We start from the raw sequence: 17,922 nt of genomic DNA on the forward strand, positions 1-17,922 counted from the left end.
GTATGCATAGTTATATTCATTCCCTCCAGCCTAATCACGTACTTACATGATTAGGCTGAAAAGAATCAACCACCACTTACTGGCGGAATCATTGCTACGACATCGCCAGTTTGAATGATGTCACCCTCATTTGCATACTCTTCATTTATAGCGACCATTATCTCACTTGAAATCACTACGTTGTATTTCTTTATGAGAACTTCCTTTAGTTCAGCAACCGTAATGTTTTCACAATCTATGTGCAAGGACGGCTTACTTGCTTCTTGCAAATGTGCAAATAATAGTACTTCAATCATATTCTCATCTCCTTTCCAGGCTCGCCATTACCATATGCTGTTTTCTCTAACTGATCGCCTATCCATGACTCACCATCTTCCCAAAACTCTTTTTTCCAAATCGGAACAATTTGTTTTATACGCTCCATAATATATTCATTTGCTTCATAGGCCGCTTTCCGATGTGGTGTAGCAACAGCAACGACAACAGCCAAATCAGAAATTTGTAATGTACCAATGCGATGTGTAATTGCCACATATGTTCCAGGCCATTTCTCCCCTACTTCGGTACCAATTCTCTCAAGCTGTTTCTCCGCCATTGTTTTATAAGCTACATACTCTAAATAAAGCGTACGACGGCCTTTCGTAAATTCTCTAACAGTGCCAATAAAAGTAGTAACCGCACCACACTCACGCCGAATTACTTTGTTTGTAACTACTTCAATTGAAATAGGTGTATCAATTACTTCATAATACGTATGTGTCATTTTGCACCTCTTATCTTCGTATAAGTTAGCAATCTATTTTTCTATTACTTGTATGATCGAAGTGGTTCTTTCCATGGCCACTCACTTTCCATGTTCGATTCCAATAATAATACCGAAACAGTTATCCCTGCTTCAAATCCTCTCGTCCCTCCCGGTAGAACGATAAATGTATTCGCTTCTGCAAGTGAAGAAATTGCGCTAGATTTATCTAAACCAACTGGTGTAACTTGTAATTGACCATCTACAATCTCTACTCTCCCTCTTACAAAACGAGTAAACGGATTTGCTTTCGGAAAGTCTTTCTGTAAAATTGCCTCTGCACGATATACGTGCGGATTTTTCCTATGCAAGTATGTTCCAATGACTGGTCGAACATATAATTCACATCCGACATAACAAGCTGAAGGATTACCAGATAGACCAAATAATAGTTTTCCTTCTAACTCAGCTACAGTTGTCACACTTCCTGGTCGCATTGCTATTTTATTGAAAAGTACATTAGCTTGTAATCTCTCATAAATAGCAGGTAAATAGTCATAGTCTCCTACCGAAACGCCACCAGTTGTAATTAAAATATCGACTTCTTTTATCGCTTTTTTCACAGTGTTATAACACGTCTCAAAATCGTCAGCGAATTGTCCATAATACCGTACAACTCCGCCCGCTCGTTCAATTTGTGCAGCTATCATATAGGAGTTACTATTTCGAATCTTCCCTGGCTTTAATTGTTCATGTACTTCAAGCAGTTCGCTTCCTGTCGTTACAATTCCAATAACCGGCTGTTTTACAACGTGTACGGTACTATAACCAAACGTAGCAAGAAGTGCTGCAACTCCCGGGTTAATAACAGTCCCTTTTTTCACAAGGATGCTATTTTGTTTTACATCTTCACCTTTAAAAGAAATGTTATCACCGGCGGCGAAGGAGCATTTTAATTTCATATACGTCTTTTCTTTTTCTTCAAATCCTTCCGTTAGCTCTAACATAACAACCGCATTACACCCTTTCGGAATTGCGGCTCCTGTCATAATACGGACAGCTTGAAATGCTTTCACTTCTTCTGTAAAAACAAAACCTGCTCCAATTTCACCAATCACTTCAAACAGAATGGGATTACTGCTACTTGCTTCTTTTGTATCTTCTGCTCGAATCGCAAACCCGTCGTATGGAGAGCGATTAAAATGAGGGACATCATGATCTGCAATAACATCTTCTCCAAGAATTCTTCCGTAACTTTCTATAAGAGAAACCTCTTCTATTTCACCTTGATGAGCGTATTTCATTACTCGTGCAACTGCTTCTGCCACTGAAACTGGTATACGTGTTTGTAACATTCCTTTTTCACCTCGTTTTAATAAGGGGACTCTTTCTCTATATTCATCCTATATATTTTGCATATAATCGTTTTGCTATTTTTACATCATTTGTTCCATGAATAAATGCCCTACCGTCTGCAAATAAAACGAAACGATATTCATCAATTAGAAACGTTAATAAGTACGGCGTTTTTTGGACATGTACACTTTTTTGTAATCGTTTTTGAATTTCGTTTAAATTTAGAACTCCCTTTATTCCTGGACGGATTTGAACTGTATTCCGTCCGCATAGCACTTCCGTTTTCATCTGTGATTCAAATGTTAAACTTGGGTACGTACGTGTATTTCCGCAAGATGGACATGTGCTTTTCTTCTGTCTATTTACTTTTAATGAGAGATATTGATTACTCCAAATATCAAATGATAACATTGTTCCTCGTAGCGCCTTATAATCGTCCACCAATATTTTCATCGCCTCTGTTACTTGGTGAGCAACAACCATTTGTACAGCTGGCTGAATGATCCCTGCTGTATCGCATGTTGCACCACCCATTGGATGATCCATTAAGCAGCGAAAACAAGGTGTTTTCCCTGGAAGAATTGTATACGTTACACCGTAACTTCCAATGCACCCACCGTATATCCAAGGTATACTTTCTTTATGTGAAATGTCATTTATAAGTAGACGCGTATCAAAATTGTCAGTCGCATCTAATATGAGATCCACTTCTTTTGTTAACTCTTCTATTTCTTGCATTGTGACATCCGTTACAATTGGTTCAATTTCCACTTCAGAATTAATCTTTCTTAAATGTTCTGCCGCTGCAATTGCTTTTGGTTTACACTGCTTTGCATCTTCTTCTGTATATAACTGTTGCCGCTGTAAATTACTCCATTCTACGTAGTCACGGTCAGCAATTGTCAATTTCCCAATTCCCATCCTAACGAGCGCTTCTGCATTTGCAGCCCCTAATGCCCCCGCACCAATTAGGAGCACATGTTTTTTTCTTATTTTTATTTGTCCCATTTCACCAATTCCAGAAAATAAAACTTGCCTTGAATAACGCTCCTTCATAAGGAATCCTCCTTTCATTATCCACCAATGTAGGACATTTCAACTTTTGGACGTTTATTTGTACTTTCAGCAGTTCTTTCATCTGAATATCGATTTGTTCTAAACTCCCATGTATGTTGGAGAATTTTTAGTAGTGAGGCATCCGAAATATTTTTTCGAAGAAGAGTTCGCAAATCCGTTCCTTTTTCTCCAAATAAGCACATATAAAACTTACCGTCTGCCGAAATACGAGCTCTCGTACAAGAAGAACAAAATGACTCAGATACTGAAGTAATAAATCCAACTTCGGCATTGCTTCCTACATATCGATACACTTTCGCTACTTCTCCAAAGTAACGAGGCTGGGCGGGCTCAATCGGATATACACGATTAATTTTCTCTATTAATTGTTCCTTCGTAATGACTTGTTCAAAGTTCCATCCGTTCGTACTGCCAACATCCATAAACTCAATGAAACGTAACTGTATTTCTTGTTCTTTAAAATACTGAGCCATAGGAAGAATTTGACTATCATTCATTCCTTTTTTTACGACCATATTTACTTTCACTTCTAATCCAGCTGCCTTCGCTGCTTCAATTCCTTTTAATATAGGTTTTGTGCTTACATTTCGGCCATTTATTTTTTTGAAAACATGATCCTCTATTGCATCTAAACTAATATTTACGCGTTTTAATCCCGCAACTTTTAGCGCCTTAGCTTGTTTTGCTAAATGAATTCCGTTTGTTGTGAGCCCAATATCTTTTAAGCCTTCTATCTTTGCAAGTCTTGCAATTAACTGCGGTAAATCTTTACGCAATAACGGTTCACCGCCAGTAAGCCTAATTTTATCGACTCCCATACTTATAAATAATCGTGCTAGTCTTTCTATTTCATCGAACGTTAATAAAAACTCTTCCTGTAAAAAAGCGTAATCAGGTCCAAACACTTCAGCAGGCATACAATATGTGCACCTAAAATTACAACGATCAATAACTGAAATACGTAAATCTTGAAGTGGCCGCTTTAATGAATCTTTCATTTTCTCGTGCATCTATATCCCTTCTTTTCTACCGCGATCCTTAGTAAGCTTTCAATTTTTTTTATTTGCCTTTATTATAAAAAAGAAGCTACATATTCAATGTGACATTTCTCACATCACTTTCCCCATTCAAAAAATCTTCACAAATCCGTTCGAATTTTGTTCACATCTTCAGTCTCTCCTCCTTACGGTCATTGAAATTTTACTTTATTTTTAAAATAGCTCTTGCATTTTCAGCATATTTACACTCAAAATAGGAAATGTATTGCTTATAAGAAGAAAGGTGATTGCTGTGGCAAACAGTATGACATTATCTCAAGATTTAAAGGAATTACTTGCATCTGTTGAATATAAAATGCAGATTAAAAAGGGGAGTTTTATTTTTCAAGAAGGTATGGAAGCAACAGAACTCTATATCATCCACTCAGGAAAAGTACAAATTAGTAAACTAAGTGCTGACGGGCAAGAATTAACACTCCGTATTTGTTCGGCATACGACATTATTGGAGAATTAACATTATTCACGGACAATGCGAAGTATTTATTAAATTCAAAATGCCTTGAAGATGTTGAAGTAGGAGTAATAAAGCGTGAAACCTTAGAAAAAGCATTACTCCAAAAACCCGCACTTGTATTTGAATTTATGAAATGGATTAGTGAACATCTAAGAAGAATGCAAACGAAGTTCCGAGATTTAGTATTACACGGCAAAAAAGGTGCCCTGTATTCTACTCTCATACGAATGACAAATAGTTATGGTGTGTTAAAGGAAAATGGTATTCTCATCGATTTACCATTAACGAATCAAGAACTTGCTAATTTCTGTGCAACTTCACGTGAAAGTGTAAATCGGATGTTAAATGAATTAAAAAAGCAAGGTACAATTTCTATTCATAAAGGAAAGATAACAATCCACGATTTACAATTTTTAAAATGTGAAATTGCATGTGAAGATTGCTCTGCCTCTGTTTGTAGTATTGATTAGCATCTTATTTAGATACTTATACCTATAAGGAAAGCCGAGGTCTCCAATTAGATCTCGGCTTTCCTTATAAATTACTAAACATATAAAACTAAATTATTTTTTCAATTCATTTGGAATACGTCTTCTGTAAATTACATAACTACGGCTTAAGTATTTAATTGGGGCACTAAATACATGTACCAATCTTGTAAATGGCCATACTGCGAAAAGCCCCATTCCTGCAATAATATGAATTTTAAACCACACCGGTACTTCCATCATATATTCAACTTTCGGTTGAAAAAGAAAGAGACTTCGGAACCAAGGACCGATCGTTGTACGATAATCAAATCCTTTTGAGTCGATATTTAAAAACGTTGAAGAAAGTCCTGCTAACATTACGATAAGTAATAAAATAAGCGCAATATAATCTCCTTTTGTACTCGTTGCAATGATACGTTTTACTGTTACACGGCGGTACGTTAGTATAATTAAACCGATGATAGAAGCAACACCTGCTGGAAGCCCGAAACTAATTGCTACTACATGGTACATATGCTCTGAAATACCTATTGAGCGGTATACAGCCTCTGGAATTAAAATCCCCATAACATGACCGCCAATTACGAACATGATCCCAAAGTGGAATAATAGACTTCCGATTCGGAGCATTTTCTTTTCTAATAGTTCACTAGATTTTGATGTCCATCCAAATTGATCATAGTTGTATCTAAAAATATGTCCACCGATAAAGATTGCAAAAATGATATAGGGAAACAATACCCATAGAAATTGATCCATCATTTTGACAACTCTCCTTTCTAATTTGTCTGTACACCCCATGTATCAATAGCGAGTAGAACAGCCGCAAGGATTGGTTCATACATACTACCTGCTTCTTTTAACTGAACGTGTAATGCTTGTATGTTCTCCTTGTATTTACTCATAATTGGTTCACTATCTTGCTCATTTGCATTTGCAAAAAACTCAAGCAAAAGTGGTAAATAGTCAGGTAGTTCTTTATCTGTTACGCTAAAACCTGATTTTTTATAATGTTGTTTTAACTCGAGTAATTCAATACCTCTTTCTCTTTGTTCACCAGTGTTCATATAAGTAAGATACATATTTGTCTTTTTACCAAAATCGAATGTATATACGTAACTATCAATGAGTTGATCATTCGTTTTATCCAGTGCTTGTTTTACAAATGCTGTAAGTGAAGATTTAACATCTACCTGTTCGATTACTGCAATCTCTTCTTGCAATTCATTTACAGCTTCTCTCCACCCGAGTTCCGGGTAAGAGAGAAGGAATGAAGAACATGAAAAAGCAGTTTGTAAACTTTGTTTCATATTTTTCTGCCCCCTTTATTTAAGAAATTGTCATACAAGAACCTGGACCACCTGCGAATGATAAACCACAGCTTCCTTGTTCACTATATAAATCTGCAACTTGTTCACGGTGAGACGTTGGGATGACGAAGCGATCTTTATATTTTGCGATGGCAAGAAGACGATACATATCTTCTACATCCTGTTTTGTTAAGCCAAGTTCTTTTAATACAGCTTCATTTGGTTCTTTATTAATCTGCAATGCTCTCATATGTGTTCGCATAACAGCCATTTTTTTCAATGTAAGTCGAATATGTGATTCATCTCCTGCAGTGAGTAAATTCGCTAAATATTGAATTGGAATACGCATATTATCAATAGCAGGGAAAATCTCTTCTGCTTGCCAGTTGCTTCCTTTCCCTTCCACCATGTTCATAATTGGACTAAGTGGCGGTATATACCAAACCATTGGCATTGTACGATACTCTGGATGAAGAGGTAGGGCAATTTTCCAATCGATAATCATTTTATAGATTGGCGACTGTTGTGCCGCTTTAATCCATTCTTCAGGAATGCCTTGTTTTTTCGCTTCAGCTGCTACTTCAGAATCATTTGGATCTAGGAAAACAGTAAGCTGAGATTCATATAAATCTTTTTCATCTTCAACAGAAGCTGCTTCTTTTACTTTATCAGCATCATATAGCATTACCCCCATATATCGAATACGTCCTACACATGTTTCCGAACAAATTGTTGGCATACCAGCTTCAATACGCGGGAAACACATTGTACATTTCTCAGCTTTATTCGTTTGCCAGTTAAAGTACACTTTTTTATATGGACAAGATGATACGCAGAATCTCCATGCCCGACATGCGTTTTGATCCACAAGAACAATCCCATCTTCTTCACGTTTATACATCGCACCAGATGGACAAGATGATACGCAAGATGGATTCATACAATGTTCGCATATGCGTGGTAAATACATCATAAAGACATTCTCAAAATCTGTTTTAATTTCTTCTTCCATTTTCTTTACGTTCGGATCTTGCAATCCTGTTATATGTCCACCAGCTAAATCATCTTCCCAGTTTGGACCCCATTCAATTTTGTCGATAAATTCTCCTGTAATTGCTGATTTCGGACGAGCAACTGGCTGATGCTTACGCTGCGGACTATTTGTTAACGTTTCATAATCATAGTTCCAAGGTTCAAAGTAATCATCGATTGTTGGTTGATCTGGATTATGGAAAATATTCATAAGGCGTTTCATTTTCGAACCGGATTTCAGCTGAATTTCACCATTTTTTAATTCCCAGCCGCCTTTATATTTCTCTTGATCTTCCCATTGCTTCGGATAACCAATACCAGGTTTCGTTTCTACGTTATTGAAGTACATATATTCAGCACCTGGACGATTTGTCCAGGTGTTTTTGCATGTTACGCTACAAGTATGGCAGCCGATGCATTTATCTAGGTTCATTACCATTCCGACTTGTGCTTTAATCTTCAAGCCAATCTACCTCCTTCAGTTTACGGATTACGACATTTAAGTCACGCTGGTTCCCAGTCGGACCATAGTAGTTAAATCCATAGCTTAATTGGCCATATCCACCAATCATATGTGTTGGTTTAACATGAATACGGGTTGGACTATTATGCGTTCCCCCGCGGGTGCTTGTTAATTTCGTACCAGGCACGTTAATGTGGCGATCTTGTGCGTGGTGCATAAATGCCATTCCTCTCGGTATACGGTGCGTTACGACAGCACGTGCTACAACAACACCGTTACGGTTAAAGCACTCGATCCAATCATTATCTGCAACGCCAGCTTCATTCGCATCATCTTTATTCATCCAAACAGTTGGACCACCTCTAAACAGCGTTAACATCGGTAATGAATCGAAATACATACTATGAATCGACCACTTATTATGCGGCGTTAAATAGTTTAGTGTAATTTCTTTTCCTTCTACTTCGGGACGTGATTTACGGAACGGTTTATGTTGCAGAATTGGTTTAAATGTTGCCATCGTTTCACCGAATTCTTTCATCATGTCATGATCTAAGTAGAAAGATTGTCGACCCGTTATCGTTCTCCAAGGGATAAGGCGTTCCACATTTGTTGTAAATGGTGAATAACGTCGTCCACCTTTTTCAGAACCTGTGAAGGCTGGAGAAGTGATTACTGTTTTCGGTTGTGCTGTAATTTGTTCAAAAGTGAAGCATTCTTCTTCACGTTCTTCTGCTAAATCACGTAGTTTTAAATCCGTTTGTTTTTCAAGGGCTTCCCATGCTTTTACAGCCATATGACCGTTTGTTGTAGAAGAAAGTGTTAATACCGCCTCAGCAGCATTGATTGCTTCTTTTATGTCTGGGCAACCTTTCGCAATAGAATCTGTTCGAACAACTCCTAATTTGCTCTTTAATTGCTCATACTCTTTTTCTGCTGACCAAGAGATCCCTTTTGTACCAATCGGTTGTTTCCCAGCATTCGGTCCAAGTGCTGTCATTTTGTCATAAATCGTTTTATAATCCCTTTCGACAACATGAATTTGTGGCATTGTTTTACCTGGTATTGGTTCACACTCACCTTTGCTCCAATCTTTAATCTTCCCAAGTGGTTGCGCTAATTCTTGCGGTGTATCGTGAAGAAGTGGTGTTGCAACAACTTCTTTCATTGGTTCAAGATTGATTTTCTCCGCTAAATCTGACACAGCTTTAGAAAGAGAAGTGAAAATATCCCAGTCAGAACGTGCTTCCCATGGTGAACCGATTGCCGGATTAAACGGATGTACAAATGGATGCATATCTGTACTGCTTAAATCGTGTTTTTCATACCAAGTTGAAGCTGGTAAAACGATATCAGAATAAAGTGCTGTTCCAGCCATGCGGAAATCTAAATTAATAAGTAGATCAAGCTTCCCTTCTGGTGCGTCCTCATGCCACTTAATTTCTTCTGGTCGTATTGAATCACTATCATCATTCATTAATCCGTTTGTTGTACCTAATAAATGTTTTAAGAAATATTCGTGTCCTTTACCGGAACTTGAAATTAAGTTTGCACGCCATACGAATAAGTTGCGAGGGAAGTTATTTTTGTTATCTGGATCTTCAATCGCAAATTTCAGTTCTTTTTCTTTTAATTTTTGTGCAACATATTTCCCGATTTCTTCTTGCGTTTTTGCACCAGCGGCAACAGCTTCTTTATATAATTCAATCCCATTTTTCTCGAATGTCGGATAAGAAGGTAACCAGCCGAGTCGTGCTGCTAATACGTTATAATCACCGTGATGTTGATAACGTGAGTTACCTTCAATTGGTGATGCTAAATGGCCAACAGGTGTATCTTCATAACGCCATTGGTCTGTTACGAAATAGAAGAAAGATGTACCATTTTGTAATTTTGGTGGCCCTTGCCAATCTTTTGCCATCGCAATCGTTTGCCATCCTTCTGATGGTCGTAACTTTTCTTGGCCAACATAATGTGCCCAACCGCCGCCGTTTACACCTTGTGCTCCCACGAGAAGAACAAGATTTAAAACGGCACGATAAATCGTATCAGAGTTAAACCAGTGGTTAATGCCAGCTCCCACAATAATCATCGAGCGACCATTTGTATCAACAGCATTTTGTGCGAACTCACGAGCGATTTGAATAATAAGCTCCCGTTTCACTCCTGTCATTTTCTCTTGCCATGCAGGTGTAAACGGCATATCATCATTGAAGTCTTTTGGCTCTTGTCCGCCAAGTCCTCGGTTCACGCCGTAATTTGCTAACGTTAAGTCGTATACAGTTGTAACGAACACTTCGCCTTCTTCTGTCATAACTTTTTTCACTGGAATCGTACGTTCTAATACTTTGTTTCCATCATCAGAGAAGTACGGAATTTGCACAGTTCCAACATTATCTTCCATTCCAAGTAAAGAAAGACGTGGATCAATCTTTTCGCCTGTTTCTTCATCCTCTAAACGTAAGTTCCATTTCTTTTCGTTATCCCAACGTGACCCCATTGTGCCGTGAGGTGTTGCAAAATCATTCGTGTTTTCGTTCCATAGTACAGGTTTCCATTCTCCTAACTTTGTTTCGCGTCCAATATCAGAAGCATTTAAGAATCGATCCGCAACGAATTGGTCTCCTTTTTGTTTCAATGTAACGAAGAAAGGAAAATCAGTATATTGCTTCGCATACTTTGTGAAGTATTCCACTTGATTATCTACGTAAAATTCTTGTAAGATCACGTGCCCCATTGCCATCGCAAGTGCACCGTCTGTACCTTGTTTCACACTAATCCAATCATCCGCAAACTTTGTTGACTCAGCGAAATCAGGACTTACTGAAACGACTTTCGTTCCTTTATATCGAACCTCCGCTAAAAAGTGTGCATCTGGTGTTCTCGTCATCGGTACATTTGAACCCCATGTCATAATGTATCCGGAGTTATACCAATCACTACTTTCTGGTACATCTGTTTGATCACCCCAAATTTGCGGAGAAGCTGGCGGTAAATCTGCGTACCAATCATAGAAGCTAAGCATCGGTCCACCCATAAGTTGCATAAAGCGGCTACCAGCAGCATGACTTAACATTGACATAGCTGGAATTGGTGAAAAACCAACATTTCGGTCTGGACCGTATTTAATTACTGTGTAAAGTAAAGAAGCTGAAACGAGTTGTAATACTTCATCCCAATTCGCACGAACGAATCCCCCTTTACCACGTGCCTGCTTATATTTGCGTGCTTTTTCAGGGTTTTCTACAATACTTTTCCAAGCGTCTAGTGGTGATTCGTTATTTTGTAGTTCTTCTTGCCACATACTCCAAAGAACACCACGTACATACGGATATTTCACACGAAGTGGACTATAAATGTACCAAGAAAAACTTGCTCCACGTGGACATCCTCGTGGTTCAAAATCAGGCATATCTGGACCTGTTGTTGGATAGTTAAGCTCCTGCCCTTCCCAAGTTACAATTCCATCTTTCACATAAATGTTCCAACTACATGAACCAGTACAGTTCACGCCATGTGTAGAACGGATTACTTTATCATGTTGCCAACGCTTTCTGTACACATTTTCCCATTCGCGATCTTCATATGTTTCTTGTGTATGATTATCGTTATAACGATCTATTGGCGAAAAATATTTTAAACGTCTCATTAGTGCTGAAGGTTTCTTCTTCATACTGTCCACTCCTTTAATACGTCTCTCTTACATACCCTTACTATAAGAGAGGTTGTAAAATACAGATGTGACATTTCGCACAGTTCAAGAGATTGTCAAAAATTCCGGAAAAAATATATAAAAGTGAAAATCTAATCATTGTGGAGGGTTCACATCCTTCACTGACTGTTAAATTACTTCCTTGCTTCTAGCAAAGTTTAAGATGAAGTACAGATATGCAAAATTTTTTCATATAATAGAGGAAGTAATTTGGGAGTTGTTAAATTTGATATGCCTAAATCGTTAGATGAATTAACAAATGAAAATACAATACTTTAAATTCACCATACCAAGGGCAACTATCCTGAAAATAGTTGAACAAAAAACGCCAGGAAATCCATATGAATTGTTAGCAACTTGGATTGAATGAATAGAAGAATGCACCAAAAATAACGGAATTTTAAGATAATAATAAAAGGAGGATATTATGCTATTAGAACCGCTTTATGCAGAAAACATTATAGTAGCCGTTATATATAAAAATGAGTTTAAATGGTATGTAACAGATAAAGAACTATGGTTTTTAGATTATATTAAATTAGGTAATGCATATAAAAATTTAGGTGTAAGTATTGAAGATAATGAGGAACCGGGAGAAAGAAATGGAATACAAGTATTAAATAATGAAAATGTAGAAGTATTTTTACTAAGAATCAATAAATATAATGTAACTAAAGAGGAATTAACTTATTTATTACTTGAAAATATTAAAAGTAAACATGCAGGAGAAGATCTATTAGATTTTAGTCCAGTCTTATTAATTAACTTTGATAATAAAATACTATATTCAATGTTTCCAGAACCGGCATCATACGAAAACTATGTACCAAAAGATTGGATTGGTACATATGAAGATTTCACTAAATTCATTCCTACAGCAGAGAAATATTGGATAGATAAGTTTAATAACAATCTACTTTTACTATAATTTAAGTAGGAAAAGAGTGATGATAGTATAAGAACTTATTACCTTAATAGAGCTTATGAGATTAATGGAGAAGTAAATAGAGTCACTCAAGCCAGAAATAAAGGAGTAAAATAGTCATGAAATATCCATATAGTTTTGAAGTACTTAACAGTAGAGATTTAGTTATGAGACTTCCTCAAGAAATTAAACTTGTTGAAACTTTTTTAGGAATTGAAGTTTCAGCTTTTGGAGATTGGATTTTAGAAGAAATACATAGTGTTTTGAACGGAGAAAAAAATTATGTAGTAGTAAATGGCAACATTTGCGGTTTAGAAATTCGGAACGATACAACTACTGTGTTAGACAATTTAGCCGAAGACGGTAAAGGAGAATATTGTGAGATTGAAACAATAGAATTAGTAGAATTAATTCATATTTGGTTAGATAAACGAAAAGTATTATAAAAGAGGAAAATAAAGTATTGTAATAATTTAAGTGGCTAGCCTCCACATGAAGTCAACTATATTTTTTATTCATATACATTTTAATCACAAGGCGTATTAATAGATTTTCAAAACTTTACGCGTAGGGTTTCCTACGCAATTTATTTTCCACATTGAGGTCACTCTTTCCTTCCCCTCCTCTATGTTTTACTGACAATACTAGTTTATATCAATACATATTTTACATAAAACTACAAATCATTATTTACCATATTGCCCTTAGTTACGGAAACAATTATACTAGATGTAATCGAAATAAATAATCTGAATATTCTCAGAATTAAAGGTAAAAGTTTACTACTCGCAAATAGAGGGACACGTTCTATTTTCCACTAAATAAATTAAAAACGATAATACAATTAGGAGGATTTCTATGCCACAGCTTGATTCATTACATCCCATTATAGAAAAAATAATTAACAATATTGAAAAGTTAATGGTCGGAAAACGAAAAGAAACGATCTTAGCTTTGACAGCTCTCTTAGCTGAAGGTCATGTACTATTAGAAGATGTTCCCGGTGTCGGGAAAACAATGCTAGCACGTACTCTTTCTAAATCCATTGATGCTGATTACAAGCGAATTCAATTCACACCTGATTTACTGCCGTCAGATGTCACAGGTGTTTCTATTTATAATCCAAAAGAGCTCCAATTTGAATTTAAGCCTGGACCAATTATGGGGAACTTTGTACTTGCTGATGAAATTAATCGTACATCTCCTAAGACACAATCTGCTTTACTTGAATGTATGGAAGAAGGCAATATCACAATCGATGGTATTACTAGAGCGTTACCAAAGCCGTTCTTTGTAATGGCTACACAAAATCCGGTCGAATATGAAGGAACATACTCTCTACCAGAAGCTCAGCTCGATCGATTCTTATTGAAACTAAAAATGGGATATCCTACACCAGAAGAAGAATTTGAAATTTTAAACCGGATGGAAAAAACAAATCCACTCTCTCAATTACAGGCCATTACTACAATAGAAGAATTACTTTATTTACAACAAAGCGTACGGGAAGTAAGTATGGACAAAGCAATCAAGCATTACATTGTAAAGCTTGTTAGTCAGACTCGTTCTTATAGTTCTATACAACTAGGCGCAAGTCCACGTGGCTCAATTGCTTTAATGAAAGCTTCACAGGCTTATGCATTCATCCATGGTAGAAATTATGTTATTCCAGACGATGTTAAATTTTTAGCTCCTTACGTGTTAGCTCACAGACTTATTCTAAAAATGGAAGCAAAATTTGAAGGAATTACAGGAGAACAAGTTATTTCAAAAATCGTTGCACGAACTGCCGTGCCGACTCAAAGGACGATGAACCTTTGATGAAACGCATGCTACGAGCACTATATCACGTTACGAAGTTATTACTAATCCCTTTATGCCTAGTCTTAACATTTATATACGCTATGCTTCAAGGAGGATTTGTAAGTTGGTTTCTGTTTTACAGTATGATTCCTATCGGCCTTTATTTACTATTACTTCCCTTCTACGCTTTACGGGGCGCTGAAGTAAAAAGAATAACAAATCAAAACGATTATGTAGCTGGAGAACCATTTGTAAGCACCATTACAATAAAAAGAAAATTTCCTTTCCCTTTACTTTATTTAGTTATAGAAGATGAACTGCCACCACACTTTACAAGTTGTAGACAAACAAAGTTGAATAAGGCAATACTTTTTCCGGGATTAAAACGAAATATTTCTTTTCAATATGTTATTGACACAATCCCTAGAGGAGAACACACTTTTTCAAGCGTACGTATCAAAACTGGCGATTTATTCGGCATGATGGAGAAAGAAGTAACTTTGTCAGTTCCAGATACATATTTAGTCTATCCGCAGTATGTAGATATAACATATCGACAATTGGAAAATCATTTCGAACAAGGAGCGCTTTCTGCAAATCTCAATTTAGCAAAAAACTCTACAGTCTCTGTCGGTGTCAGAGAATATAAACCTGGTGACCGCTTTTCATGGATTGATTGGAAAGCAACTGCACGAACGAACAACATTATGACGAAAGAATTTGAGCAACAGCGCAGCCATAATATTATGATATTCATGGACAGAACCGAGTCTCCTCTTTTTGAATCAGTCGTAACGTTTACTGCCTCTATTGTGAGGGCTGTCTTGAAGCAAAATTCACCAGCGTCATTCGTGTCTGTCGGAAAAGAACGTACTTTTTTCCCTTTAGACAATGGAGATAGCCAGTTGCAACAAATCTTTTGTCATTTAGCGAAAGTACAAGCAGACAGTGTATTCCCGCTCTCTCGGAGTGTAGAGATGGAATTAAAAAAAGTTTATGAGCCCGTAACGATACTACTTGTGACAAGCGATCTTTCTCCTGATATTCAAAAAACGGCTGACTATGCCGCTATACAAAATAGAAAATTACTAGTTTTTGTCGTGAAAGAAAAACCGAATCAACTCTCACATCGAGAACTAAGTATTTTAGAAACTCTACAAAAACGAAAAATATTTGTAAATGTGGTTTATGAAAACCGATATACAAATGTGGTTTTTGAGGTGAGCAAATGACAACATTACAAACAAAATACAAATGGGATATGAGTAGATTCTTCATGCATGTATGTGCATTTCTACTTTTACTAGAATGGCTAAGACCCCTTATAGGTATTACAAACGTAGGTAGATTAGATATTTTTGTAATATTTATAGGAATTTGCTTCACTCTCTCTTTTTTTCAAGCAAGATGGCAGATTCCAATAAAAATCGTTACGATGTTATTCATCACTCATTTCCTGTATTATAAAAATTCTTTTATAAATCCATCTTGGCTAACGAATTTTTTCACTGATATTTCTCGAAATTCCTCCCTGTTTTTCCAAGGGAATTTGCTAGATATTTCTCCTGTTTTTCCAACAGTTTTATTTTTTCTATCATTTTGGTTTTTGGGTGCTTTCATCTCTTTTTGGATAATTCATAAAAAGCGTGGATTGTTATTTCTTATATTGACTATTACTTATATCATAATTTTTCATAACTTACATTTATACAATGCAAACTACGCCATTATTCGTACTATTGTCAGCGGCTTTTTTATGCTTAGTCTTCTTCACATAGAACGAATAAAAGAGAGTGAACACTTACAAAATTATGCTAGAGAAATCTCAAAATTACTTAGACCTCTTACAATATTTATTGTATTGTCAGCAACCATCGCATACTTTGCTCCAAAATTTGGCCCTCAATGGCCAAACCCAATAGATTTTTTAAAATTCAACACATCTGAAGCAAGTAAAAAGCAAGAATTTTCTAAAATCGGATATGGTTTAGATGACTCAAAATTAGGTGGTCCTTTTAAGGCGGATCCTACAATTGTTTTCACAGCACAAGCGCAAAACAAACAATATTGGAGAGTAGAAACGAAAGATTTTTATACCGGAAAAGGCTGGGAAGTTTCTGAAAATCAAAAGAAGGTTTCTTTTAAAAATAAAAACGACGTCGTGAGCTGGTACGAACAAAATACAAAAAAGGAGACAACTAAGGCAACAATCACCATGCAAAAAAGTTACCCTCACCTTACCTATCCAGCAGGATTAGTATCAGTTGAAGCTTCTTCTGATGTATCATACAATGTTGACCCATTTTCAGAAAAAATCTATACGATGGACGGAGACTCTTCTACTACTTTGAATTCATATAAAGTAACATATGAAATCCCGGAGTTTTCCATAGAAAACTTGAAAGCTGTAAAAACAAATGAAGGTCATGAAACAAGTCCTTATTTTATGACAAAGTACACCCAACTTCCCGAATCATTACCAGAGCGAGTAAGGGACTTAGCTGTTAATCTAACAAATGATAAAGTCAATCGATATGATAAAGTATTAGCTATTGAAAACTATTTCACCGACCATTCTTTTGTATATGAAACAGCGAATGTCTCATTCCCTGCCAAAAACCAAGATTATGTTGATCAATTCCTTTTCGATACAAAAAGCGGCTACTGTAATAATTTTTCGACATCTATGATTGTGTTACTTCGTTCTGCCGGGATTCCTGCTCGCTGGGTAAAAGGTTATACAGAAGGAACTCTGGATAATACACTTGTTGGTGCAGAAGGTGAAGATGTTTATAAAATCGCGAACGATAACGCACACTCTTGGGTCGAAGTATATTTCCCAGGATACGGATGGATTCCATTCGAACCAACAAAAGGATTTACCAATCCCTATAATTTTACAAATAATACTCCTGCTCCTACTTTACAAAATAACGAAGCATATAATTCTAATAACGAACCAATACAACAACGAAACAATGAAGCAAAGCTCAAAAGTTTAATAGAAGATACAGAAGAATCTTCTACTAAAAAGATTCCAAATTCTAAAAATGGATTTTCTTGGTGGTACGTATTCATCTCTACGATACCGATTTGTATTATAGGATACACTCTCTTCACCACTAGAATGAAGTGGATTACATTTTTTATTATTCTTTTCTATAAATATCGAAAAGACGATGCCGTTTATACAAAAGCTTACGATGCACTTTTAAAACAATTTGCGAGAATTGGTATACGACGAGGAGAAAGTCAAACATTCCGAGAATATGCTCTCCATATCGATACACTTTACAACTCGACTGATATGCAACAACTTACTTTCAGTTATGAGAATGCTATGTATCAAAAAGGACAGGCCGCATCCGAATGGAAGAAATCCGTACACTTATGGGAAGTGCTTATGAAAAAAGCAGCTTCTCCGCCTAAATCAACTGAATTCAATACAGTGATTTAATCTTTATAATGTGAGTTTAAAGAAAACGCCTCAAAGAACTA

General features: G+C 36.4%; 15 protein-coding genes. 6 read left to right on the forward strand and 9 right to left on the reverse strand.

The features are described from left to right. Positions 1 to 65: 65 nt before the first annotated feature. Genes moaD through moaA form a run of 5 tightly spaced genes read right to left on the reverse strand, consistent with a single transcriptional unit; the run spans position 66 to position 4,185 of the window. Complete coding sequence (moaD, locus tag ACYVEC_RS18150; RefSeq protein WP_063222701.1) at positions 66 to 296, reverse strand: molybdopterin converting factor subunit 1; 231 nt, start codon at positions 294 to 296, stop codon at positions 66 to 68. Then, complete coding sequence (moaE, locus tag ACYVEC_RS18155; RefSeq protein ID WP_063222702.1) at positions 293 to 763, reverse strand: molybdopterin synthase catalytic subunit MoaE; 471 nt, start codon at positions 761 to 763, stop codon at positions 293 to 295. The genes moaD and moaE overlap by 4 nt, the downstream gene beginning before the upstream one ends. A 44-nt stretch (positions 764 to 807) precedes the next feature. Continuing rightward, positions 808 to 2,097 carry a molybdopterin molybdotransferase MoeA gene (locus ACYVEC_RS18160; RefSeq protein ID WP_275718730.1) on the reverse strand — a complete coding sequence of 430 codons (1,290 nt, stop codon included), beginning with the start codon at positions 2,095 to 2,097 and terminating at the stop codon, positions 808 to 810. A 43-nt stretch (positions 2,098 to 2,140) separates the two neighbouring features. Then, a complete protein-coding gene (locus ACYVEC_RS18165) occupies positions 2,141 to 3,154 on the reverse strand; it encodes a molybdopterin-synthase adenylyltransferase MoeB (protein WP_063222704.1) in 1,014 nt (337 codons plus the stop codon). A 17-nt stretch (positions 3,155 to 3,171) separates the two neighbouring features. Beyond that, a complete protein-coding gene (gene moaA / locus ACYVEC_RS18170; RefSeq protein WP_460507626.1) occupies positions 3,172 to 4,185 on the reverse strand; it encodes a GTP 3',8-cyclase MoaA in 1,014 nt (337 codons plus the stop codon). A gap of 280 nt (positions 4,186 to 4,465) precedes the next feature. Between moaA and ACYVEC_RS18175 the strand changes: the two genes are divergently transcribed. Continuing rightward, positions 4,466 to 5,158 (forward strand): Crp/Fnr family transcriptional regulator, encoded by a 693-nt coding sequence (locus ACYVEC_RS18175; RefSeq protein ID WP_000013863.1) that lies wholly within the window; start codon positions 4,466 to 4,468, stop codon positions 5,156 to 5,158. Positions 5,159 to 5,251: 93 nt separating this feature from the next. Here the strand turns inward: ACYVEC_RS18175 and narI are convergent, their stop codons facing one another. The 4 genes from narI to ACYVEC_RS18195 are packed head-to-tail and all read right to left on the reverse strand — an operon-like array spanning position 5,252 to position 11,657. Next, positions 5,252 to 5,941, reverse strand: coding sequence for a respiratory nitrate reductase subunit gamma (gene narI, locus ACYVEC_RS18180; RefSeq protein WP_063222706.1), 690 nt, complete (start codon positions 5,939 to 5,941; stop codon positions 5,252 to 5,254). A gap of 17 nt (positions 5,942 to 5,958) precedes the next feature. Then, positions 5,959 to 6,489, reverse strand: a complete 531-nt coding sequence (gene narJ / locus ACYVEC_RS18185; protein WP_098555926.1) for a nitrate reductase molybdenum cofactor assembly chaperone — start codon at positions 6,487 to 6,489, stop codon at positions 5,959 to 5,961. A 19-nt stretch (positions 6,490 to 6,508) separates the two neighbouring features. After that, complete coding sequence (gene narH, locus ACYVEC_RS18190) at positions 6,509 to 7,984, reverse strand: nitrate reductase subunit beta (protein ID WP_275718728.1); 1,476 nt, start codon at positions 7,982 to 7,984, stop codon at positions 6,509 to 6,511. Beyond that, on the reverse strand, positions 7,974 to 11,657 hold the full coding sequence (locus tag ACYVEC_RS18195; protein WP_098555924.1) for a nitrate reductase subunit alpha: 3,684 nt from the start codon (positions 11,655 to 11,657) through the stop codon (positions 7,974 to 7,976). The genes narH and ACYVEC_RS18195 overlap by 11 nt, the downstream gene beginning before the upstream one ends. A 466-nt stretch (positions 11,658 to 12,123) precedes the next feature. Here ACYVEC_RS18195 and ACYVEC_RS18200 point away from each other — a divergent pair, with 466 nt between their 5' ends. The 5 genes from ACYVEC_RS18200 to ACYVEC_RS18220 all read left to right on the forward strand — a co-directional run bounded on the left by ACYVEC_RS18200 (position 12,124) and on the right by ACYVEC_RS18220 (position 17,881). Next, positions 12,124 to 12,624, forward strand: coding sequence for a hypothetical protein (locus tag ACYVEC_RS18200; RefSeq protein ID WP_063222710.1), 501 nt, complete (start codon positions 12,124 to 12,126; stop codon positions 12,622 to 12,624). A 116-nt stretch (positions 12,625 to 12,740) separates the two neighbouring features. Further along, the gene (locus tag ACYVEC_RS18205) at positions 12,741 to 13,067 is read left to right on the forward strand and encodes a hypothetical protein (RefSeq protein WP_063222711.1); all 327 of its coding nucleotides are present in this window, start codon (positions 12,741 to 12,743) and stop codon (positions 13,065 to 13,067) included. A 412-nt stretch (positions 13,068 to 13,479) separates the two neighbouring features. After that, the gene (locus ACYVEC_RS18210; RefSeq protein ID WP_098555923.1) at positions 13,480 to 14,442 is read left to right on the forward strand and encodes an AAA family ATPase; all 963 of its coding nucleotides are present in this window, start codon (positions 13,480 to 13,482) and stop codon (positions 14,440 to 14,442) included. Then, on the forward strand, positions 14,442 to 15,656 hold the full coding sequence (locus ACYVEC_RS18215; RefSeq protein ID WP_098555921.1) for a DUF58 domain-containing protein: 1,215 nt from the start codon (positions 14,442 to 14,444) through the stop codon (positions 15,654 to 15,656). Before ACYVEC_RS18210 ends, ACYVEC_RS18215 begins: the two co-directional genes overlap by 1 nt. After that, positions 15,653 to 17,881 (forward strand): transglutaminase TgpA family protein, encoded by a 2,229-nt coding sequence (locus ACYVEC_RS18220; RefSeq protein ID WP_063222713.1) that lies wholly within the window; start codon positions 15,653 to 15,655, stop codon positions 17,879 to 17,881. Before ACYVEC_RS18215 ends, ACYVEC_RS18220 begins: the two co-directional genes overlap by 4 nt. Positions 17,882 to 17,922: the final 41 nt, after the last annotated feature.

The organism is Bacillus sp. MN7755, assembly GCF_054771475.1.